The 21,099-nt window shown below is 72.1% G+C and carries 15 protein-coding genes and 3 tRNA genes; 13 read left to right on the top strand and 5 right to left on the bottom strand.

Features of this window, described 5'->3' with window-relative positions:
* Window positions 1-121: 121 nt before the first annotated feature.
* From rsfS to ACFVXH_RS24360, 11 genes are all read left to right on the top strand, one after another.
* Entirely contained in the window at window positions 122-580 is a 459-nt protein-coding gene (gene rsfS, locus ACFVXH_RS24410; protein ID WP_049658573.1) for a ribosome silencing factor, read from the top strand.
* Window positions 577-1,227, top strand: a complete 651-nt coding sequence (locus ACFVXH_RS24405; protein ID WP_074001141.1) for a histidine phosphatase family protein — start codon at window positions 577-579, stop codon at window positions 1,225-1,227. The genes rsfS and ACFVXH_RS24405 overlap by 4 nt, the downstream gene beginning before the upstream one ends.
* A gap of 170 nt (window positions 1,228-1,397) precedes the next feature.
* Window positions 1,398-1,470 (top strand) — tRNA-Ala (locus ACFVXH_RS24400).
* A 43-nt stretch (window positions 1,471-1,513) separates the two neighbouring features.
* Window positions 1,514-1,586, top strand: a tRNA-Ala gene (locus tag ACFVXH_RS24395).
* Window positions 1,587-1,923: 337 nt separating this feature from the next.
* Window positions 1,924-1,996 (top strand) — tRNA-Ala (locus ACFVXH_RS24390).
* A gap of 98 nt (window positions 1,997-2,094) precedes the next feature.
* Window positions 2,095-3,390 carry a hypothetical protein gene (locus tag ACFVXH_RS24385; protein ID WP_074000712.1) on the top strand — a complete coding sequence of 432 codons (1,296 nt, stop codon included), beginning with the start codon at window positions 2,095-2,097 and terminating at the stop codon, window positions 3,388-3,390.
* Window positions 3,391-3,772: 382 nt separating this feature from the next.
* Window positions 3,773-6,667: a leucine--tRNA ligase gene (gene leuS / locus ACFVXH_RS24380; protein WP_375877173.1), complete on the top strand. Its 2,895-nt coding sequence runs from the start codon at window positions 3,773-3,775 to the stop codon at window positions 6,665-6,667.
* Between the two features lie 389 nt (window positions 6,668-7,056).
* On the top strand, window positions 7,057-7,878 hold the full coding sequence (locus tag ACFVXH_RS24375; RefSeq protein WP_387827127.1) for a hypothetical protein: 822 nt from the start codon (window positions 7,057-7,059) through the stop codon (window positions 7,876-7,878).
* A 118-nt stretch (window positions 7,879-7,996) separates the two neighbouring features.
* Window positions 7,997-8,842 carry a DegV family protein gene (locus ACFVXH_RS24370; protein WP_117487734.1) on the top strand — a complete coding sequence of 282 codons (846 nt, stop codon included), beginning with the start codon at window positions 7,997-7,999 and terminating at the stop codon, window positions 8,840-8,842.
* Between the two features lie 200 nt (window positions 8,843-9,042).
* A complete protein-coding gene (locus ACFVXH_RS24365) occupies window positions 9,043-10,005 on the top strand; it encodes a helix-hairpin-helix domain-containing protein (protein WP_387827124.1) in 963 nt (320 codons plus the stop codon).
* Between the two features lie 84 nt (window positions 10,006-10,089).
* On the top strand, window positions 10,090-12,768 hold the full coding sequence (locus ACFVXH_RS24360) for a ComEC/Rec2 family competence protein (protein WP_387827121.1): 2,679 nt from the start codon (window positions 10,090-10,092) through the stop codon (window positions 12,766-12,768).
* Window positions 12,769-13,116: 348 nt separating this feature from the next.
* Here ACFVXH_RS24360 and cyaB read toward each other — a convergent pair whose 3' ends face one another.
* The 4 genes from cyaB to ACFVXH_RS24340 all read right to left on the bottom strand — a co-directional run bounded on the left by cyaB (window position 13,117) and on the right by ACFVXH_RS24340 (window position 17,500).
* On the bottom strand, window positions 13,117-13,671 hold the full coding sequence (cyaB, locus tag ACFVXH_RS24355; RefSeq protein ID WP_387827118.1) for a class IV adenylate cyclase: 555 nt from the start codon (window positions 13,669-13,671) through the stop codon (window positions 13,117-13,119).
* On the bottom strand, window positions 13,668-14,738 hold the full coding sequence (locus ACFVXH_RS24350; protein ID WP_387827115.1) for an aldo/keto reductase: 1,071 nt from the start codon (window positions 14,736-14,738) through the stop codon (window positions 13,668-13,670). The genes cyaB and ACFVXH_RS24350 overlap by 4 nt, the downstream gene beginning before the upstream one ends.
* A gap of 10 nt (window positions 14,739-14,748) precedes the next feature.
* The gene (locus tag ACFVXH_RS24345; protein ID WP_387827112.1) at window positions 14,749-16,911 is read right to left on the bottom strand and encodes a B12-binding domain-containing radical SAM protein; all 2,163 of its coding nucleotides are present in this window, start codon (window positions 16,909-16,911) and stop codon (window positions 14,749-14,751) included.
* A 97-nt stretch (window positions 16,912-17,008) separates the two neighbouring features.
* Entirely contained in the window at window positions 17,009-17,500 is a 492-nt protein-coding gene (locus tag ACFVXH_RS24340) for an ATP-binding protein (RefSeq protein WP_380741703.1), read from the bottom strand.
* A gap of 191 nt (window positions 17,501-17,691) precedes the next feature.
* Between ACFVXH_RS24340 and ACFVXH_RS24335 the strand changes: the two genes are divergently transcribed.
* On the top strand, window positions 17,692-19,017 hold the full coding sequence (locus ACFVXH_RS24335) for a tetratricopeptide repeat protein (protein ID WP_387827109.1): 1,326 nt from the start codon (window positions 17,692-17,694) through the stop codon (window positions 19,015-19,017).
* 215 nt (window positions 19,018-19,232) lie between these two features.
* Here ACFVXH_RS24335 and ACFVXH_RS24330 read toward each other — a convergent pair whose 3' ends face one another.
* Window positions 19,233-19,802, bottom strand: a complete 570-nt coding sequence (locus ACFVXH_RS24330; RefSeq protein WP_387827248.1) for a helix-turn-helix domain-containing protein — start codon at window positions 19,800-19,802, stop codon at window positions 19,233-19,235.
* A gap of 180 nt (window positions 19,803-19,982) precedes the next feature.
* On the opposite strand from ACFVXH_RS24330, the gene ACFVXH_RS24325 reads away from it, so the two are divergent.
* Complete coding sequence (locus ACFVXH_RS24325) at window positions 19,983-20,972, top strand: alpha/beta fold hydrolase (protein WP_387827106.1); 990 nt, start codon at window positions 19,983-19,985, stop codon at window positions 20,970-20,972.
* The last annotated feature ends 127 nt before the right edge of the window (window positions 20,973-21,099 follow it).

The following is a 21,099-nucleotide window of genomic DNA, read 5'->3' as shown; positions in this document are numbered from 1 at the left end:
GCCCGGCGTCTCGGGGGCCTGGAAAAACGGTTCCGGGCCCGCCCGGGCGGCGTGAGATCCTGGAAGGCGACCCCGGCCGAGCGCCGGGGCGCCCCCCAAGCCGCCGAGCCGGAAGAACACCGTGACCGTTACCGACCACAGCCAGCAGCTCATCACCGTCGCCGCGCAGGCGGCGGCCGACAAGCTCGCGCACAACATCATCGCCTTCGACGTCAGCGAGGTGCTGTCGATCACCGACGCCTTCCTGATCGCCTCCGCGAACAACGACCGCCAGGTCCGCTCGATCGCCGAGGAGATCGAGGACCAGCTGCGCGAGCAGCTGGACATCAAGCCGGTGCGCCGCGAGGGCGAGCGCGACGGCCGCTGGATCCTGCTCGACTACCTGGACATCGTCGTGCACGTCCAGCACGCCGAGGAGCGCTCCTTCTACTCGCTGGACCGGCTCTGGAAGGACTGCCCCGAGCTCCCGCTGCCCGAGGACGCCCTGGCCTCGCGCAACCGTCCGGACGCGTTCACCGACGAGGCCGGCAACGTCGTCGCCCCCGCCGACGACTTCGGCAAGCCCGAGGACCTGCACTGAGCCGGGGCCCGCGCGGCCCGCGCATCGTCTTCTGGCGGCACGGCCAGACCTCCTGGAACCTCGAATCGCGCTTCCAGGGCACCACGGACATCGAGCTGACCGGCCAGGGCGTCCAGCAGGCCCAGCGGGCGGCCCGGCTGCTCTCCGGGCTCCGTCCCGACCTGCTGATCTCCTCGGACCTCCAGCGGGCCCGGCGCACCGCCGCGGAGCTGGCCGAGGTCACCGGGCTCGACGTGCAGCACCACGAGGGCCTGCGGGAGACCTTCGCGGGCTCCTGGCAGGGCCTGACCAACGCCGAGATCCGCGAGCGCTTCCCGGAGGAGTACGAGGCCTGGGCGGCCGGTGAGCCGGTGCGGCGGGGAGGTGACGGCGAGCTGGCCACCGAGGTCGCCGACCGCTCGGTGCCGGTGGTCCTGGACGCCGTCGGCAAGCTCCCCGAGGACGGCACGCTGGTGGTGGTCAGCCACGGCGGGACGATCCGCACCATGCTCGGGCGGCTGCTCGACATGGAGCCGGACCAGTGGGAGCGCTTCGGCGGACTGTCCAACTGCTGCTGGTCGGTGCTCGGCCAGGGCACGCGCGGCTGGCGCCTGCTGGAGCACAACGCGGGCACCCTCCCGCAGCCGGTCATCGGCGACGACACCTGAGTCGAGCCGTACCGGCTCGGGCGGCACCGGGTGCCGGGGGCCCTCACGGGGCCCTCGGCGGGGGTCCGGAGGGAGCGGATTTCGCAGTTCCGGCCCTGACCAGCTAGAGTCTTCCTCGTTCGCAGGGAAGGAACGCGGCCCGGAAGGGAAGCGGGAGATCCGGTGAGTGCGGGGCTATAGCTCAGTTGGTAGAGCGCTTGCATGGCATGCAAGAGGTCTGGGGTTCAATTCCCCATAGCTCCACTCCGCATCGGCGGTCGTGGTCAGCCAGGGTCGCCCGTGTCGCGGGGCTATAGCTCAGTTGGTAGAGCGCTTGCATGGCATGCAAGAGGTCTGGGGTTCAATTCCCCATAGCTCCACAGTAGTTCGGAAGGCCGTCACCCAAGGGGTGGCGGCCTTCCGGCGTTTCGGGCCCGGCCTCGCGGTTCTCCTGGTGGGCGCGCGGTCGGCGCGTGGTGCGGCTTCGCGGTTCTCCTGGGGCGCGTGCGTCGGGAGTGCGCGCTGGGAGTGTGCGTCAGGGCGGGCGCCGGGGGTGGGCGCCGTACGCCCGGAGTGCGGGAGGCGGGCTCCCGGGGCGCGTGGTGCGGACCTCGGGAAACGGATTTCAGGAGCACGCCCCGGAGCGTGTAAAGTAGTCGATGTCGCCGAGGGAAACGGCCGGAAACAACCGGGAACCACGGTGACAACGCAGGTCAAGGGGCTATAGCTCAGTTGGTAGAGCGCTTGCATGGCATGCAAGAGGTCTGGGGTTCAATTCCCCATAGCTCCACAGCAGTCGAGAGCCGCCTCCCGGAAACGGGGGGCGGCTCTTCGCCGTTCTGCCCGCGCCGCCGGTCCCGGCGGCCGGAATCCCGCTACCGTCGTGCCATGGCCGATCTGGAGCGAAGGCGGAACGAGGAACTGGCCCGGATACTCCACCAGCTCGGATGGAGTCCGGAACGGCTCGCCCGCGAGGTGAGCCTCGCCCTGCCGCCGGGCCTCGCCATCAGCTCCACCGCCCCGTACAAGTGGCGCGACCGCGGCATGGTCCCGCGCAGCCCGCACGACCAGGCGGTCTGCGAGGTGCTCAGCCGCACCCTCGGCATCGCCGTCACCTACGAACAGCTCTGGGGCCGGATGGGCGGCCACCGCGGCGCCAAGATCCTCTCGCCCCGGCTGCTCACCGACCCGTGGACCGCCGACACCGCCCAGACCGCGCTGCGCGAGGCCGCCACCGACGCCGGCCCGGTGCGCCTCACCGACCTGTTCCGCGGCGCCGACCTCGACCAGGCCGCCGCCCGCCTGGACTCCCCGCCGCCGCCCGTCGGCGGCGGCGAGGGCGCGCTGCGCGTCGAACCCGGACTGGCCGGCGAACTCGGCCTGTCCTACCGCAGCAAGCAGAAACTCGAACGGGCCTGCGGCGGCGGCCTCGTCCTCGGCCCCGTCCGGGCCGAACTCGCCATGCTGGCCAAGCTGCTGGAACTCGGCGCGTACGACGAACGGCTCGGCCGCGAGCTCTACGGCACGGCCAGCAGACTCGCCCGGCTGGCCGGCTGGGCCGCGTACGACCTCGGCCACGACGCCGCCGCCCAGCGCGCCTTCGTCGCCGCGCTGCGCGCCGCCCACGTCAGCGGCGACCCCCGGCTCGGCGTCGCGGTGCTCGGCGCGCTGGTCGTGCTCGCCACCCAGGGCACCGGCGGGCGCGGGCTGGACGCCGTCTCCGCGCTGGTGACCGCCCTGGACACCCACGGCGCCGCGCTCAGCCCCGTCGCCCGGGCCCGCCAGTACGGCCGGCTCGCCGGCGCGTACGGCCGCCGGGGCGAGGCCGAACGGGCCGAGGCCGCCGCCGCCCGGGCCTTCGCCGAACTGGACGGCCTGCCCGGCACCGAGGAGGTCCGGGCCGCCCTCTCCGGGATGGTGGGGGAGGGGCGGCTGGCGCTCGGCCAGCACCGGCTCGCCAAGGTGCTGCTCGCCGAGGCGGTGGCCGGTCTCGGACCGGGACGGGCCCGCACCAAGACGCTGCTGATGGTGCGCCTCGCCGAGGCCCACCGCCGACTCGGCGACCAGCGGGAGGCGGCCCGCACCGCCTCGCTGGCGCGCTCGCTCGCGGCGGGGATGCAGTCCGAGCGGGTGGCGAAGGCGCTGCGGGAGTTCGACGCGGCGGGGCGGGTGGCGGCGCGGTAGGGCGGGGGGCGGCTCGGCCCCGCGCGGCTCCGTGCGGCCTCGTGCGGTCCTGCGGGGCTCGCTGCGGCTCCCGGGTGGCTCCGCGGGGCCTCATGCGGCCCCGTGCGGCCCTGGGCGGCTCCGTGCCGCCGTCCCGGCGGTATACCCCGCAGCCCGTCGACCCGGTTGCGGTACCCTGAGCCCATGCGAACCGTGCGCCTGCTCCTTAGCCGGCCGCGCTGACCAGGACCGGCTGAGCCTTCGGGCGGTGCCGGAGTCGGCGTGGCGTCCCCTCCTGCGAGGGGATTTTTTGTTTTCCGCCCCCCGATCCCGTCCCGGGCCGGGTCCACGGGCCGGCCGCCCGCGCGGTTCGCCAACCGACACCGATGGAGCTTGAAGGACCATGAGCGAGACGACCCCTGCGTCCGGCGCGGCCGAGACCGCGACCGAGCCGTTCCGGTACAGCGCTGCGCTGGCGGCCGAGATCGAGTCCCGCTGGCAGGACATCTGGGAGAAGGAGGGCACCTTCCACGCCCCCAACCCCACCGGTGCGCTGGCCGACCCGGCGGCCGGCGACGTCGCCGCGAAGCCGCACAGCTTCATCATGGACATGTTCCCGTACCCCTCGGGCGCGGGCCTGCACGTCGGCCACCCGCTGGGCTACATCGCCACCGACGTCTTCGCCCGCTACCAGCGGATGACCGGCCACAACGTGCTGCACACGCTGGGCTACGACGCCTTCGGCCTGCCCGCCGAGCAGTACGCGGTGCAGACCGGCACCCACCCGCGGGTCTCCACCGAGGCCAACATCGCCAACATGCGCCAGCAGCTGCGCCGGCTGGGCCTGGGCCACGACCCGCGCCGCTCGATCTCCACGATCGACCCGGACTACTACCGCTGGACCCAGTGGATCTTCCTGCAGATCTTCAACTCCTGGTACGACGCGGACGCTCGCAAGGCCCGCCCGATCGCCGAGCTGGTCGCCGACTTCGAGTCCGGCGCGCGTGAGCTGCCGGACGGGCGCGCCTGGGCCGGGCTGACCGTCGCCGAGCGCGACGAGGTGCTGGGCGAGTACCGCCTGGCCTACGCCAAGGAGGTGCCGGTCAACTGGTGCCCGGGCCTGGGCACCGTCCTGGCCAACGAGGAGGTCACCGCGGACGGCCGCTCCGAGCGCGGCAACTTCCCGGTGTTCAAGTCCAACCTGCGCCAGTGGATGATGCGCATCACCGCGTACTCGGACCGGCTGATCGAGGACCTGGACCTGCTGGACTGGCCCGAGGCCATCAAGCTGCAGCAGCGCAACTGGATCGGGCGCTCCGAGGGCGCCCGGGTCGACTTCGCGGCCCCCGGCGACCAGAAGATCACCGTCTTCACCACCCGGCCCGACACCCTGTTCGGCGCCACCTACATGGTGCTGGCCCCCGAGCACGCCCTGGTCGACTCGATCGTCCCCGCCGCCTGGCCCGAGGGCGTGCCCGCCGAGTGGACCGGCGGTGCCGCGACCCCCGCCGAGGCCGTCGCCGCCTACCGCGCCACGGCCGCCGCCAAGTCGGACGTCGAGCGGCAGGTCGAGGCCAAGGTCAAGACCGGTGTCTTCACCGGCGCCCACGCCGTCAACCCGGTCAGCGGCGAGTCCGTCCCGGTGTTCATCGCCGACTACGTGCTGATGGGCTACGGCACCGGCGCCATCATGGCCGTCCCCGCCCACGACCACCGCGACTTCGCCTTCGCCCGCGCCTTCGCGCTGCCGATGCGCTGCGTCGTCGAGCCCACCGACGGGCGGGGCCAGGACCCGGCCGAGTGGGACGACGCGTTCGACACCTACGACTCCGTCATCGTCAACTCCGCCCGCACCGAGGGCGACGTGTCGCTGTCCCTGGACGGGCTGAGCGTCGTCGAGGCCAAGGCCGCCGTCACCGCCTGGCTGGCCGAGCGCGGCATCGGCGAGGGCACCGTCAACTACCGCCTGCGCGACTGGCTGTTCAGCCGCCAGCGGTACTGGGGCGAGCCCTTCCCGATCGTCTACGACGAGGACGGCGTGATGCACGCGCTGCCCGAGTCGATGCTGCCGGTCGAGGTCCCCGAGGTCGACGACTACTCGCCGCGCACCTACGACGCGTACGACGCCGCCTCCTCGCCGGAGACCCCGCTGTCGCGCAACGAGGCCTGGGTCAACGTCGAACTGGACCTGGGCGACGGCGTCAGGAAGTACCGCCGCGAGACCAACACCATGCCCAACTGGGCCGGCTCCTGCTGGTACGAGCTGCGCTACGTCGACCCGTCCAACTCCGAGGCGGTCGTCGACCCGGCCAACGAGAAGTACTGGCTGGGCCCGACGGAGACCAAGCCCGCCGGCGGCGCCGACCTGTACGTCGGCGGCGCCGAGCACGCCGTGCTGCACCTGCTGTACGCGCGCTTCTGGCACAAGGTGCTGCACGACCTGGGCCACGTCTCGTCCGTCGAGCCGTTCCACAAGCTGTTCAACCAGGGCATGATCACCGCCGACGTCTACCGCGACGAGCGCGGCTTCCCGGTGCCCGCCGCCGAGGTCGAGGAGCGCGACGGCCAGTACTTCTGGGACGGCGAGCCGGTCAAGCGCGAGGCCGGGAAGATGGGCAAGTCCCTGAAGAACGCCGTCGCGCCGGACGACATCGCCGACGAGTACGGCGCCGACACGCTGCGCCTGTACGAGATGTCGATGGGCCCGCTGGACGTCTCCCGCCCGTGGGACACCCGCGCCGTCGTCGGCTCGTACCGCTTCCTGCAGCGCCTGTGGCGCAACGTCGTCTCGGAGACCACCGGCGAACTGGTCGTCACCGAGGAGGAGCCGGACGAGGCGACGCTGCGCGCCCTGCACAAGGCCATCGACGGCATCCGCGGGGACATGGCCGGGCTGCGCTTCAACACGGCCGTCGCCAAGGCCATCGAGCTGAACAACTACCTGGTCAAGCGCGGCTCCACGCCGCGGGCGGTGGCCGAGCAGCTGGTGCTGATGGTCGCGCCGCTGGCCCCGCACGTCGCCGAGGAGCTGTGGCGCCGACTGGGCCACGGCGAGTCGCTGGCGCACACCGACTACCCGGTCGCCGACCCGGCGTACGTGGTGGACGAGACGGTGACCTGCGTGGTCCAGATCAAGGGCAAGGTCAAGGCGCGGCTGGAGGTCGCGCCGGGCATCTCGGACGCCGAGCTGGAGGCGCTGGCGCTGGCGGAGCCGGCCGTCGTCGCGGCGATCGGCGGGGCCGAGGTGCGGAAGGTGATCGCGCGGGCGCCGAAGCTGGTGAACATCGTCACCGGCTGAGTGTTCTTGGTGCGGAAGTGACCGCGGGGTGATCGCGTGAGCGGTCGCGTGAGCGGTTGCGTGAGCGGTCGGGCGGGCGTCCTTCGGGGCGCCCGTCCGGCGTTTTCGGGGCGTTTCGGGGGGCGCTTCGGGGAGTCTCGGGGCTCGGTGCTTTCGGGAGTCGGCGTTTTCGGGTTCGGTGCCGGCTGGGCGTCTTGAGGGGCGCTTGCGGGGGGCTTCCAGGGTGGTCGGGGGCCCTCGGGGAGATCCCGGATCTGACCCTGATCTCCGTCCGCCAGGGCCCTCTCGGCTGCCCCCGGGCGGGTTCCGGCGGCTACCGTGGAACCCTCGGCAATGCGGCCCGCGTTGGGCCCGGTGGGGGCCGGAACGACGGCGGAAGGTGGCGCGCGATGGACGTGTTCGGCGTGATGATCGGGCTGGTCCTGCTCTTCGGGGTCGCGGCGATGGTCCTGGCCGTGATCGGCACGGTCAAGGCCGCCAAGGCCGTCGGCGCGAAGATCGAGAAGCACGAGGCCAACGCCCGGCGCGCCGTGGAGACCGCCACCCTCAAGGCGAAGACGTACACCAGGGTCGGCCCGCCCGCGCAGATCGCCACGGTCCGGCTGGGCCTGCGGACCTCGCTCGACGGCACCCGGCAGGTACTGGAGGGCGGCCTCTCGCAGGACAGCCAGCTCGGCGAGTCGCTCGCCCTGCTCGACCGGCTCGACACGCACGCCGCCGAACTCGACGGCGAGCTGCGGATGCTGGAGCGCGAGCCGGACACCGCGCGGATCGCCGCCAAGCTGCCGGAGCTGCGCGAGCGGGCGGAGCGGATCACGCACTCGGCGGAGACCATGCGCTGGGCGGCGCAGGACCGGATGCACCGGTTCGCGGACGACGAGCTGAGCCGGCTGAGCCAGGAGTGCGAGAGCGAGGCGGGGGCGCTGCGGCACTGGGATGTCGCGGAGGGTGCTTCGGGGGCTGCCGGTTCCGCGGGGGCGGGTGGAGCCCCGGGGTCCGGTGGTTCCGCGGGGGTCGGTGGTGCTGCTGCGGGGTCTGGTGGTTCCGCGGGGGCGACCGGGGGTGCGGCGCGGTCCGGGGGTGCGGCTCGGGCCGGGCTGACCGACGGGAAGGGACGGCCGAGCGCGGAGGAGCTGCTCGGGCTCGCCGATCCGCTGGCCAAGCTGGCGCAGCGGCTGCGCAAGCCCTCGACGGGGCCCTCGGCGGGCTGAGCCGGTCGGGCGTCACGGGGGCTCCGACGGGCTGAGCCGGTCGCGCGTCACGGGACCTCCTGAGGGGGCCCGGACCGGGCGCTGTCCTCCCGGAGCGACGGGGGGTAACCTCCGGCTCATGCCCTCCGACCTCGCACTTGTCACCGATTCCACGGCCTATCTGCCGCAGGACGCCCTCGACCGGTACGGGATCACGGTGGTCCCGCTGAGCGTCGCGGTCGGCGACTCGGTGCTGAGCGAGGGCGTCGAGATCTCCCCTAAGGACGTCGCCGAGGCGCTGCGCGGCAAGCAGCGGGTGACCACCTCCCGGCCGAACCCGGAGACCTTCGCCGCCGCCTACCGGGCGGCTGCCGAGTCCGGGGCGAAGGGCATCGTCTCGGTGCACATCTCCGGCGAACTGTCCGGCACCGTCGAGGCCGCCCGGCTGGCCGCCGCCGAGGCGCCCGTACCGGTGCGGGTGGTGGACAGCCGACTGGTCGGGATGGCGCTCGGGTACGGGGTGCTGGCGGCGGCCGAGGCGATCGTGGCCGGGCAGGGCCTGGCCGAGGCGGCCGAGGCGGCCGGCCGGCGGGCGGCCGGGACCAGCGGGTTCTTCTACGTCGACACCCTGGAACACCTGCGCCGGGGCGGACGGATCGGGGCGGCGCGGGCGCTGCTCGGTTCGGCCCTGGCGGTCAAGCCGCTGCTGCACCTGGACGGCGGGCGGATCGAGCCGCTGGAGAAGGTGCGGACGGCGTCGCGGGCGATCGCGCGGCTGGAGGAGATCGCGGTCGAGCGGTCGGGGGAGCAGGACGTCGACATCACCGTGCACCACCTGGCGGCCGAGGAGCGGGCCGAACCGCTCGCGGAGCGGCTGCGGGCCCGGGTGCCGGGGCTGCGGGAGCTGTACGTGGGCGAGGTGGGGGCGGTGATCGGGGCGCACGTCGGGCCGGGGCTGCTGGCGGTGGTGGTCGCGCCGCGCTGAGGGGGCGGGCGGTCCGGTGGGTGGTTCGTTGGGCGGTTCGCTGGGCGGGCGGTCCGGTGGGTGGTTCGCTGGCCGCTCGGTCAACCTCAGGCGGCCATACCCACTCTTGTGAGTGACGCTTTTTATCCACAACCCCCGGGTTATCCACAGGGTTTCGCTAATTTCCGCACGTTCGCCGGAGGACTCCTACCGTCCTCGGCATGACGACCATGGGCCTGGGCGCGGCGAAGCGCCATGCGATCAACGAGACGGTGCGGCTGCGGATGGCCGCGCTGCTGCCGATGGATGACGAGCCGGAGAGCGGTACGGGAGGGGGCCCTTCGGGGCCGGCCCCGCCGCCGTCGCCGGTTGCGATGCCGGTGCCGGTGCTGTCGGATGCGACGCCGGTCCCGCCGGATGCGGGTGTTGCGTCGGATCCGGGCGACGCCGACATGGGTCCGCCGGAGGCCGGGGCGCGTTCGCGGTTCTCCACATCCTCCTCGATGCCCTCGTTCGCCTCGGTGCTGGCACTCGATCGGCGCGCGGTGGCCGGATTGGCCATCCTGCTGCTGTTCGCGGTCGGTTACGCCGTGCAGCACTTCTGGCTGGCCCGGCCGGAGGCGGTCGCCGTACCCGCGCTCGCGGCGGTCGCGGCACCGTCGGGGGCGGAGCCGTCCGTCCCCGCCGACTCCGCTCCTTCCAGGGCCGGGCCCGGCGCCGGTGCCGAGGCCGTGTCCGGCACCGGGCCGGCTGTCGTGGTGGACATCGGCGGCCGGGTCCACCTCCCGGGCCTGCACACCCTGCCCGGCGGCTCCCGGGTAGCCGATGCCCTGCGGGCGGCGGGCGGTCCGTTGCCGGAGACGGACACCAGGAACCTCAACCTGGCCCGCATCCTGACGGACGGTGAGCAGATCCTGGTCGGCGAGCAGGCGCCCGCCCCCGGCCCGGTGGTCGGAAGCGGGAGCGGCCCTCCGGGCGCCGTCGTGCCCCGGCCGCCCGTCAGCCTCAACCGCGCGACGCTCGAACAGCTCGACAGCCTTCCCGGCGTCGGCCCCACCCTCGCCCAGCGCATCCTCGCCTACCGCACCTCGCACGGCTCCTTCCGCTCCCTCGACCAACTCCGGCAGGTCAGCGGCATCGGCGCCCGTACGTACGCGGAGCTCCGTCCGCTGCTCACCCTCTGACGCCCTGCCCTGCCGCTGTCCCTGCCCGTTCCCCTTATCCGCTTCCCCCACCCGCATGCCCGGCCTTCGAAGGGAGGTACCACCATGTCCGTCGCCACCGTGCCGTTCGGTCCGGCCGTTGCGTCCCGTTCTCCGGGCGCCGACTTCCGGCTGCTGCTGCCCGCCGCCTCGGCCTGGGCGGTCACGGCGGCACTCCTGCGCTTGGAGCCGGGGTACGCGGCCCTCGTCCTCACCGCGGCGGGCGTCGCCGCGCTCGCGGCCGTCCTGCTGCTCACCCGGCCGGGGGTCCTGCGCCGGCGCGGGGCCTCGGCGACGCTGGCCGCCGTCCTGCTCACCGGTGCGGCGGCCGCGATCGCCACCCCGCTGCACACCGCCGACCTGCACCGGGGGCCGCTGCCGGAGCTCGCCCGTGCGTCCGCGGCCGCCGGTCCGCGAGCGCCGGGCGAGCCCTCCCCGGTGGTGGAGGTGGAGCTGACCGTCGTGGGGGACCCGAAGGTCCACACCTCCCGGGGCGGCACCGTCGGCGGGCAGGCACTCCTCACCGTGGACGCGGTGGCCGACCGTGTCACCCCGCTCCCGGACGGGCGGAGCACCCGCACGCGTACGCCGGTGACCGTCATGGCCCGAGGGGCGGAGGGCGAGCCCTGGCAGCGGCTGCTCCCGTCCCAGCGGCTGGCCGTGGAGGCCGAGGTGCGGCCGGCGGGGGAGGGGCACGACACCGAGTCCGCCGCGCTGCTGGTCGTCCACGGGGCGCCCCGGCAGCTGGCGCCGCCGAGCCTGCCGCAGCGGATCGCCGGGCGGCTCCGTGAAGGCCTCCGCACGGCCACCGACGGACTGCCCGCGGACGCGCGCGGGCTGCTCCCGGGGCTGGTCGTCGGCGACACCTCGCGACTGCCCGACGACCTCGACGACGCCTTCCGGGCCACCGACCTGGTCCACCTGGTGGCGGTCAGCGGGGCCAACCTGGCGATCGTCCTCGGTGCGCTGCTGGGAGCACCCGGGCAGGCCGGCACCCCGGAACGGCGCGGGCTGGCCGCGGTGCTGGGGCTGTCATTGCGCACCGGCGCGCTGCTCGGCACGGCTCTGACGCTGGCCTTCGTCACCGTCTGCCGGCCCGAGCCCAGCGTGCTGCGGGCGGCCGGGACGGGACTGATCGGCATGCTGGCCCTGGCCACCGGCCGTCCCCGCAAGGCCGTGCCCGCGCTCGCCGGGGCCGTCCTGGTGCTGGTCCTGCTGGACCCGTTCCTGGCGCGCTCGTTCGGCTTCCTGCTCTCCGTGCTCGCCACCGCCGGGCTGCTCGTCCTGGGGCCGCACTGGGCCGAAGCCCTGCGGGCCCGCCGCTGGCCGCACCACCTGGCAGGCGCGTTCGCCGCGACGGCGGCCGCCCAGGCGCTGTGCGCGCCGGTGACGGTGGTGCTGTCCGGGCACATCAGCCTGGTCGGCATCCCCTGCAACCTGCTGGCAGAGCTGGCGGTGGCCCCGGCGACGCTGCTCGGCTTCGGGGTGCTCGCCCTTCAGCCGCTCCTTCCGGCCCTGGCCCGCCTGCTTGCGGAACCGGCCGGGCTGCCGGCCGGCTGGCTGGCCCTGGTCGCACGGCGCGGCGCCGAGGTGCCGGGTGGCCAACTGACCTGGCCCGGCGGGTGGTTCGGTACGGCGACGGTCGCGCTGGCCGTCCTGGCGGCCTGCTGGGCGGCGCCGCTCCTGCTGCCCCGACGGCGGGAGCCGGGCAGTCCGGTGCCGGTGCCCGCCCGGCGGAGCTGGGCGCGGGCGCTGGTGACGGCAGTGCTGATGATGGTCCTGCTGGCCGTGCTGCTCCGCCCGCCGCAGCTCATCCGGATCGCCACCGGCTGGCCGCCGCCGGGGTGGCGACTGGTGATGTGCGACATCGGGCAGGGGGACATGCTGGCCCTGGCGACGGGGGAGCCGGACAGCGCGGTGGTGATCGACGCCGGGCCGGACCCGAACGCCGCTGACAGATGCCTGCGCGACCTCGGCGTCACGACCGTCCCCTTACTCCTGCTGACGCATTTCCACGCCGACCACGTCGAGGGCGTGCCGGGCGTGTTGCGGGGCCGCCGGGTCGGCGCCGTCGAGGGCACCACGCTGGACGATCCGCCGGGTGAGGCGGCCCGGGTGACGGGCTGGGCCGCAGGGGCCGGCCTGCCGTTGCTGAGAGCGGGTCGGGGTGAACGGCGCTCCGTCGGAGCGGAGTTGGCCTGGGACGTGGTGTGGCCCGTCCCCGGTGCGGCTGCCGAGGCGCCCGGACCGAACAACGCAAGCGTCGCATTGATGGTGTCACTGACAGGAGGACTACGGATGGCACTGCTCGGAGATCTCGAACCGCAGGCCCAGTCGGCCCTGCTGGGCCGGCTGGGGAAGGTCGACGTCGTGAAGGTGGCGCACCACGGATCGGCCCACCAGGACTGGGACTTGGCCGGTGCGCTGCGGCCCCGGCTGGCCCTCGTCTCCTGCGGTGAGGGCAACCCGTACGGTCACCCGTCCCCGAAGACGGTCGACCACCTGCGCGCACTCGGCGCCACCGTTCTGCGCACCGACCGGGAGGGGGACATCGCGGTGACGGGCGACTCCCCGGCCACCCTCGGCGCGGCCGTCCACCCCCAACCCGCCCACGCGGCCCGCCACTCCAGCGGCAACGCCAGGCCCGGCGGCGCCGGCGGAACCGGTGGGGCCGACGGGCACGGCCCCGCACCCCACGCCCACCCGGAGCGGACCCCGGGCGCCCCGCGGGCCCCGCCCACCTGACCCCCGCGCTCTCCTCCTTCCACCAATCAACGTGGGGGCATGGAAAGTAGAAGGGGGGTGGTGGGAGGAGGAGCGGCGCAAAGCCAGCAGAAACGTTCCGGCGCGCTCCGGGCCCGGCCCGGAGCGCGCCGGAGAAATGCCGCAAGCACGGAGGCAACGTGGCCCGCAGAGAGGTTTCGCAGGAGCGTGCAAAGGCCTGGAAATGCGGTTGCGGCGTGCTCCAGGCAGGCCTGGAGCACGCCGCGAAAAAAGCCTCACCAATCGGAGGTAAAGAGCAGAACACCGCAACATCCGCACGGCGCCAAAGGGTCCGGTGCAGGTATATCGGTACGGTCGTGCGCCCGTTCGTCAGGCCAGCCCGAGGGTGAGATGGGGGTAGCCGGCGTGGATGCGGTCGCCGAGCTTGATGTCGAGGCCGGCGATGAAGGATTCGATCTTCTCGGTGGCCTCCTCAACGGTTTCGGCCTCACCCTTGTACTCGAACTCGATGAAGTCTCCGAGGTCGCCCATACTGTCAAAGGCGACGGCGATGCTGTCGATGAACCACTCTTCGCGAGTCTTGTCGACCGTGGTGAGCTTGGTGAAGTCGAGGGAGTCCAGGATGTGCTGGACAGCGGTGGCGTCGGAGACGGTGCTCTCGAACTCGTCGCAGTGGGTCTTGATCTTCCGCTCCAGCGGGTACCACCGCTTGAAGTTCAGGGAGGAGATGCCGTCCTCGATGCGGATCCGGAGCCACTCGGAGATCACGTCTCCGGAGAGGAAGTCCTTGTGGGGGGCGTTGTAGTAGTGGTCGACCTGGCGGGTCGGCCGGCCGGCTTTGCCGCCCCGGGCGGTGAGCTGGTCCTTCAGCTCCTGGGGGTCGCTGAGGAGCTTGAACTTCTGTTCGACTTCGGTGTACTTCACGGACTTTTCTCCTGAGTGTCGGTCAGCGAGGCGATGGTCTCGCGGACGGGGGCCATGACGGATTGGATCTGGTCGATCTCGGGGGCTGTGAGCGGATCGCCGACTGCGGCGACGTTGACGCTGATCTGCTGGGCGGTGCGGAAACCGACGAGCAAGGAGGCGTTTTCGGATCGCTGGAGGGCGTATTGGAGAGCCATGCGGGTCAGGTCGGCCCGGGTGTAGCCGAAGTCCGCTCCGAGTTGCCTCAGACCGTGCCGCACAGCCCCCACGGCTGCCGGGCTGAACTTCGGGTCGCCTCGGCGGTGGTCGCCCAGTGGGAAGGTGCGCGGGAGATCCGTGCGGTGGGCGCCGACCAACAGCCCCTGCCCGAGTGCCTGCTTGATGAGAACGCCGACGCCGCACTCGTTGGCGAGGTCGAAGATGTCGGCGTCCATGGGCTCGTACAGGGGACTGAGCATGTTGTAGCGGACGGTCAGCACGTCGGGCTGGACGACGGCGAACCTCAGCATGAACGCGGATGCCTCCGCACAGCGCGGGTGGCTGACGTCCTCGGCCCATGCCAGGCAGAACTCGTGCGGGGCTCGCATGCCGATGGCCTTGATCAGGCCCTGATCGCGCAGTTCCCGGAGGGTCTTGGCGGCCTCGCCGAGGTAGCGATGGTCGGGGCCGAAGTCGGAGCTGTGGAGGGAGTACAGGTCGAGGTAGTCGGTGCCGAGGTTGTCCAGGGTGGCGTCGAACTGCCGGAGGATCTGGTCTCGCTCGTACGGGTGAGCGGCATTTCCGCGGACATAGCCCACCTTGCTGGAGACGGTGAGCCGGTCGCGGTTGGCAGTAGTCAGGAGCCTGCCGACCAGGCGCTCGGACTGGCCGAGGCCATAGGCGCCGGCGGTGTCGTAGAGGGTGATGCCGAGGTCGTGGGCGCGGACGAGGGCACTGTACGCCTCGTCCTCGTCCACTCCGGTCCAGCCGACCGGGACGCCGTCGTTGGTAGCGAGGCCGCCGATGGTCCAGCATCCGGCGCCGATCGCCGAGACATGGCCGAGGCCGGGCACGTAGCGCTTCTTCATGGTCGTCTCCTCAGGTTCCGCAGGGGTCCGAGGCGTTGATGGAGCGCCACTCGGAGGTCTGCTCCCAGCGCAGGTACTCCTTGTCGAGGATGGCGGCGAAGTCCTTGGGGATGTTGCGCAGGACGTGCTCGACGCCGCCGGCCATCTTCTTCGAGAGGGCCTTGAACTCGTCTTCCAGTTCGGTGCGCACACGGGCGCCGAGGGCCGCTTCCGCACCTTTCTCGCCGGGCACCGGCGGGGTCTGCTCGATCGCGTCGATCATGCGGCCGAAGACCTGGTAGGCGGCGTACTTGAGGACGATCCGGGCGGCTCGGACGATGCTGCGGGGGTCGCCGTCGAGCATCTTCTCCAGCGACTTGAAGGTGTAGTCCAAAGCGAAGTTCCTGTCGACCCAGAGCTGGGCCCACTGGCTGGCGACGCCGATCCGCCAGTCGGCGAACCGGGAGTCGACCCGGCCCATGGACGGCCGAACCTCGCCGGTGAGCCCGGCAGCCTGGGCCCGCTTGGTGTAGGCGGCCCCGACCAGGCACTCCATGCTGACGAGCATGTAGGAGATGCCGCTGTGCAGGGGCCTGCCGGAGGATGCCCAGGCCACCCACTCCGGGTCCTGGACGCCTTCGACGATCTCCCGGATCGGCAGGTTGGGCATCGGTCGTAGGAGGAGGTCGGTCCGACCCTGGTAGGCGTAGGTGGCTTTCAGCTCCTCGAACGTCATGAGCTGGTCGAAGCTGATGTACGTGAACCTGGTGGGGACACCGAGCGCCGACAGAGTGCGGATGGCGACGGCAATCTGCTCGCCGGTGGTCTCCTTGTTGAACCGCTCCAGGATCGAGTCGACTCCGGACTCGACGCCGAACAGGCAGCGTCGAAGGCCGTGTTGCACGAGCCGGCGCCACATGTCGGCGCGCTCGCGGTGCCAGGCGGTGTCCTGGTCGAGGCGGACGACCTGGTCGACGCGGCAGCTGGTCTCCCATGTGAAGCCCGCGTCGTGGAGGGTGGAGCCCATGTTCAGGGCGCGGGGCACCGCGCCATCGTCGCGGCCGATGAACTCCTCGTCCACCAGGTAGAGCGTCCGGGAGACGTGCGGGTACCTGTCGAAGATGTGCCCCATCTCCTCGAGGAGCCACGGGAAGGCTTCCGGGTGGCTTCCGAACCAGGTCCCCTTGTGGCCGCGCGGACAGAACGAGCAGTAGTTGGTGCAGCCGCGAGAGCCCTCGGCCTGGGCAACGCCCTTGTGCTCGAAAGTGGCTGGCAGGAGGTCCAGCTCGGGGAAGATGTCGTCCTGCGAGTTGCTGACCGGTTTGGCGGTGCGGCGGCGGCTGATGATCAGAGTGCCCTCGCCGCGTGCGGCTCCGTTGTAACCGATGCCGTGGACCTTGTTCAGCGGGATGTCACCGTGCCAGTGGGCGAGGAGGTCTTTGATCGTGGGCTCGCCGGCTCCCCGGGCGACCAGGAGCTTGGGGTAGCGCTCCAGGAGGAGGGCTTCGTTGCGGGCGGTGAGGCTGCCCCCGGCGATCACCATCGGCTGGGATTCGAGGGAGTAGGCGGCGTCCAGCAGCTCGGTCATGAGGTCGTGCTGGCCGAAGGTCGCGCTGATCCCCAGGATGTCCGGCCGGTTCTCGGCCACCGCCATGATGAGGCCGCTCAGCGTGGTGCCGAGCTGCATGTCGAGGAGGGAGACCTCCCCGGTGAGCGTGGACCGGGCGGCCCTGGCCACGTCGCTGACACCGAGAGGGAAGCGGGGCAGCGGGAAGTGCTCGGGGTGGTAGAGCGCGGCGAGCAGGACGGTCGGCTTGGTGAAGCGATGGACCGCGGCGTCGTCGAGGTTGGCCAGGGACAGCCAGGAGTCCGGCGTGTCCATCTCGATGTGCCCGGTGATCCAGGTCGGCCAGTAGCGGGTGTCGTGGTTATGGCCCGAGAGGTCGGCGACGACCCAGCGGGCGTCCGGCTGTTCGATCAGCACGAGCCGCCTGTCGAGAGTCCCGGCCACGAGGACCCGGCTGGCGTGGTCGCCGAGGTGTTGGGTGAGGTGGTCGCGGAGCTCGACGGGGTTCACGAGAAGCCGGTCGGTCTCGGTCGCCGAGACAGTCGGGGCCTCGGGCGCGGCGAGCTGCAGGGCTTCGCGCAGGCGATCGATCTGAGGGCGTGTCGTGCGTTCGACGCGGGTGGTCACTGGTGTCTCTCTCCGGAGTCGGCGGGATGAGGGTCACGGAGGCGTGACGGATCGGCCCGGCACGGGGATGTTCCGTGCGGGTTGAGAAGGAGGGGGGTTAGGCGGCCGAGAGGATCCGCGCCCGGATGAGCGGGCGGACCTTGTTGACCGAGATGATCTGCCGCAGCACGTTGCGGCGGGTCTGTTCGCGGGCCAGGGGCTGGAGGGCGACCTCGGCCCAGACCCACTTGCCGGTTGAGGTGAGCTGGGCTCCGTGCCGGTTCGCCAGTGCGGCGATGAGCCACAGGCCGCGTCCGGACTGGTCGTCGGGCGCCGCGTGACGGCCGGACGGCAGGGCCGCACTGCTGTCCTGGACCCCGACGGTCACCATCCGGGTCCGGGTGTTCAGCTGGAGGGTGAGCACGATGGTGTCCGCGGTGGTGTGCTCGACGGCGTTCGTAACCAACTCGGAGGTGATCAGGTTCAAGTTGTCGTGCGCCTCTTCGCTCATGGAGATCCAGGCCCGGATCGTGTGGCCGACCAGGTCCCTGCTCTTGGGAACCGACTCGTTGACACGGGGCAGGGCGAATCGGCGGAAACGCACGCTCATGACGCAACACCTCGGGCGGGGATCGATGGCATGGCCGTGTTTGAACCTGGGAAGAGCCACCCAGCCAGGGCTTTCGGCCCTGGACGGCTGACGTACAGTCAATGCCGCGTCACCGTCCGCGAATAGGTGCCAGCCTGTATGCCGCTTGTGAGCCAGTTGTAGGCCGACTTGTAGTCCAGGGAAGGGGCGCCGTGTCGGAAGATGTCTCCACTGGCGAGATGATCAAAAGGGCACGTAGCGCAAGGGGCTGGTCGCAGGAGCGTCTCGCCATCGAACTGGGAAAGGTCGAGGGCAGAGGAGAGAAGGGGCCGGGCCGCGGACAGGTTTACCGATGGGAGAAGCAGGGGCGGGCACCGAAGTACTGGTGGCCGTTTCTCTGTGAGGTGCTTGGGTTCGGCTCATCTGATGATGCGCCTGCGGCGCAGGTTGACGTGCCCGAGGGTGGTGTGGGCGATACCGTGAGCTCAGTCCTCGCGCTGGGAAGGAGCGAAGTGCTTCGCCGGGAATTCATGGCCTCCTCCAGCGGCTATGCGCTCGCGGCCCTTGGCCTGCCCGATCTGGACAGCATCACCCGCAGGGTGACGGCCAACTCCGGTGCGACGGTCCGGGTCGGCCAGGGTGAAGTCCTTGCTGTCCGGCAGATGGTCAAGTCGCTCGGTGACGCGGCGGCGGAACTCGGCGGCGGTCATGCGCGGCACCTTGCCGTCCAGTACCTCGTGGAGAACGTCAGTCCATGGCTGGACGGCGCCTGGTCCGAGTCCGTCGGGCGCGGACTCTTCGCCGGGGCCGCCCAGTTGACCCACCTCATCGGATGGATGGCTCAGGACGAGGGCAACCATGGCGTCGCCCAGAAGTACTACGCGCATTCGTACCGGCTGGCCGCCGAGGCCGGCGACGCGGAACTCGCGGCCACCGCGCTCCGCGGCCTGGCCGTGCAGGCCATCGATCTCGGCTACCGGGCCGCCGCTGTGCGGATCGCGGAGGAGTGCGTTGACCAGGCGAAACGCCTGGACGACCCGAAAGCCCTCGCCTACTACGAGACCACCCTCGCCGACGCCGCGGCCCAGGACGGTGATCGGACCACGGCCACCCGCTTCCTCGGCACGTCCCAGCGGCACATCGAGCGATCCTCGCCGACGCCCGGCGACTCCTGGGCGAGCCACTTCAGCATCGGTCGCTGGGCTCACCATTCGGGGATGATCCTCGCCCAACTCGGCGACTACGAAACGGCCCAGGAGCATCTCCAAGTCGCCCTGGACGTTCACGGTCTCGACCGGCGCCGTAGCCATGCGATCGTTCTGGCCGACCTGGGGGCGGTGCAGGTCCGCCAGGAGAACTACGGAGCCGCCCTGTCGACGTGGTGTGAGTTCCTCGTGCTGGCCGAAGGCCTCCGATCGGTGAAGGTGGACGACGCCGTGACGGACATGCGCGCCCGCCTTGCGCGCATTCGGACCGTCCACGGCGCTACGGAACTGGACGAGCGGGCCGCCTTGTTCCTCGCAGGGCGTTCGGTCTGAAGGCCTGCGGTCAACAGGGTCACCGCAAGGACTCCGTTGCCGGCCGGATCGACCTGGGCCGGGTCGGGCGGCCCTGGGAGGGCGTGCTTTCGACGTCCGTGACGAGGGCGTGGTTCGGCTCTCACCGTTCGTGCGGAGCCACATCAAGCTGCTCGGCCGGTGCTCCTTTCAGCTCCCTGTGTGACTACTGCGGGGCCCGGATGCTGTGCTCCGGATTACCGGGCGCCGCGGTCGGGGGTTGGGGTGCGCGGTCGTAGGCGCTCTCCCTGCGGTCCGAACATGATCAGGTATTCGACCGGTCCGCCGGGGCCGGCGTTCGCGACTCCGTGGGCGGTGCGGGTGTCGAACTCGGCCACGTCCCCGGCGCTCAGGACGAGGTCCTGTTCGCCGAGTGCCAGCCACAGTCGGCCGTACAGGACGCACAGCCATTCGTACCCGTCGTGGGAGACCTGCCGCGGCCGCGCCGGGGGTGCGTCGACGGCGGGGAGGACGTGCTTGTGGGCGTGCAGGCCCCCGACGTAGCGGGTCAGCGGTAGCACCGCCTTGTCGCCGCCGGAGCGCCGCGGCGCCGGGGCTCGCGGTCCGGTCGCCGCGGGTGCGGTGCCGGCCAGCTCGTCCAGGGAGACGCCGTACGCCTTCGCGAGTTGCAGCAGCACCTCCAGGGTCGGCTTGCGCCGGCCGGTCTCGATCCGCGACAGCGTGCTCAGCGAGATGCCGGTCGCGCGGCTGATGCCGGTGAGTGTGGCGCCGTGCCGCTCGCGCGCGGTCCGCAGCCGGGGGCCCATGGCCGCCAGCGTGTCGGCTGTGCCGTCGTCCGTCACCGTCGCCCCGCTCCCTGCGGCCGTGCCGCCTTCACCGCCCTTGTCCTGCCAGTTTGCCACGATGGCAAGGGTTTTCGCGTCGCGCGGCCGCCGCGCCGCATGATCGGCGGGTACCCGCGGCCGCCCGTGAACCGAGGAGAAGCGATGCACCAGCCCGCGCCGTCCACCGACCTGCGCCACCGCACCATCGAGGCACCCGCCGGGCGCCTGCACCTGGTCGAGCAGGGCACCGGACCACTGGTCCTGCTCGTCCACGGCTTCCCCGAGTCCTGGTACTCCTGGCGCCGCCAACTCCCGGCCCTCGCGGCGGCGGGGTACCGGGCCGTGGCGCTCGACGTACGCGGCTACGGCCGCTCCTCCAAGCCGGCCGCGACGGACGCCTACCGGATGCTCGACCTGGTGGAGGACAACGTCGCCCTGGTGCGCGCCCTGGGCGAGGAGAGGGCGGTGGTCGTCGGGCACGACTGGGGCTCCAGCATCGCGGCGGCCTCCGCCCTGCTCCACCCCGAGGTCTTCCGCGCCGTCGCACTGCTGAGCGTCCCCTACGCGCCGCCCGGCGGCCCCCGCCCCACCGACGTCTTCGCGCGGATGGGCGGCGACCAGGAGTTCTACGTCTCGTACTTCCAGGAGCCCGGCCGGGCCGAAGCGGAGATGGAGCCCGACCTCCGGGGCTGGCTCGCGGGCTTCTACGCGGCCATGTCCGCCGACACCATGCCCGCCCGGGGCGAGCCCGACCCGCACTTCGTGGCCCGCGCCGGCGGCCGGCTGCGCGATCGCTTCCCCGGCGGCAGGCTGCCCGCCTGGCTGACCGAGGACGATCTCGACGTGTACGCCGGGGAGTTCGAGCGCACCGGCATGACCGGGGCCCTCAACCGCTACCGCGCCATGGACCGCGACTGGGAGGACCTCGCCCGGTACGCCGGAGCCCCGATCAGGCAGCCGTCCCTGTTCATCGGCGGCGCCCTGGACGCTTCCACGACCTGGATGGCCGACGCGATCGAGGCCTACCCGACCACCCTCCCCGGCCTGGCCTCCACCCACATCCTGGACGGCTGCGGGCACTGGATCCAGCAGGAGCGCCCCGAGGAGGTCAACCGTCTGCTGACCGCCTGGCTCGCCTCTCTCCAGGACTGAACCGCCGGGTGTGCCGCGCGCCCCCCGGTGCGAGCGGGCCGGTCGCCTCGGCGACGGCCTGTCAGTCGCGCACCAGTCGCGATCCGGTCTGGATGTTCCTCAACCCCTGTGCAGTACTTGGCTGTTG

The sequence above is a fragment of the Kitasatospora sp. NPDC058184 genome, from assembly GCF_042883725.1.
In the GTDB taxonomy this organism is placed as follows: Bacteria; Actinomycetota; Actinomycetes; order Streptomycetales; family Streptomycetaceae; genus Kitasatospora.
Note: the sequence above shows the minus strand (reverse complement) of the source record. Positions and strands in the feature narration are given on the sequence as shown.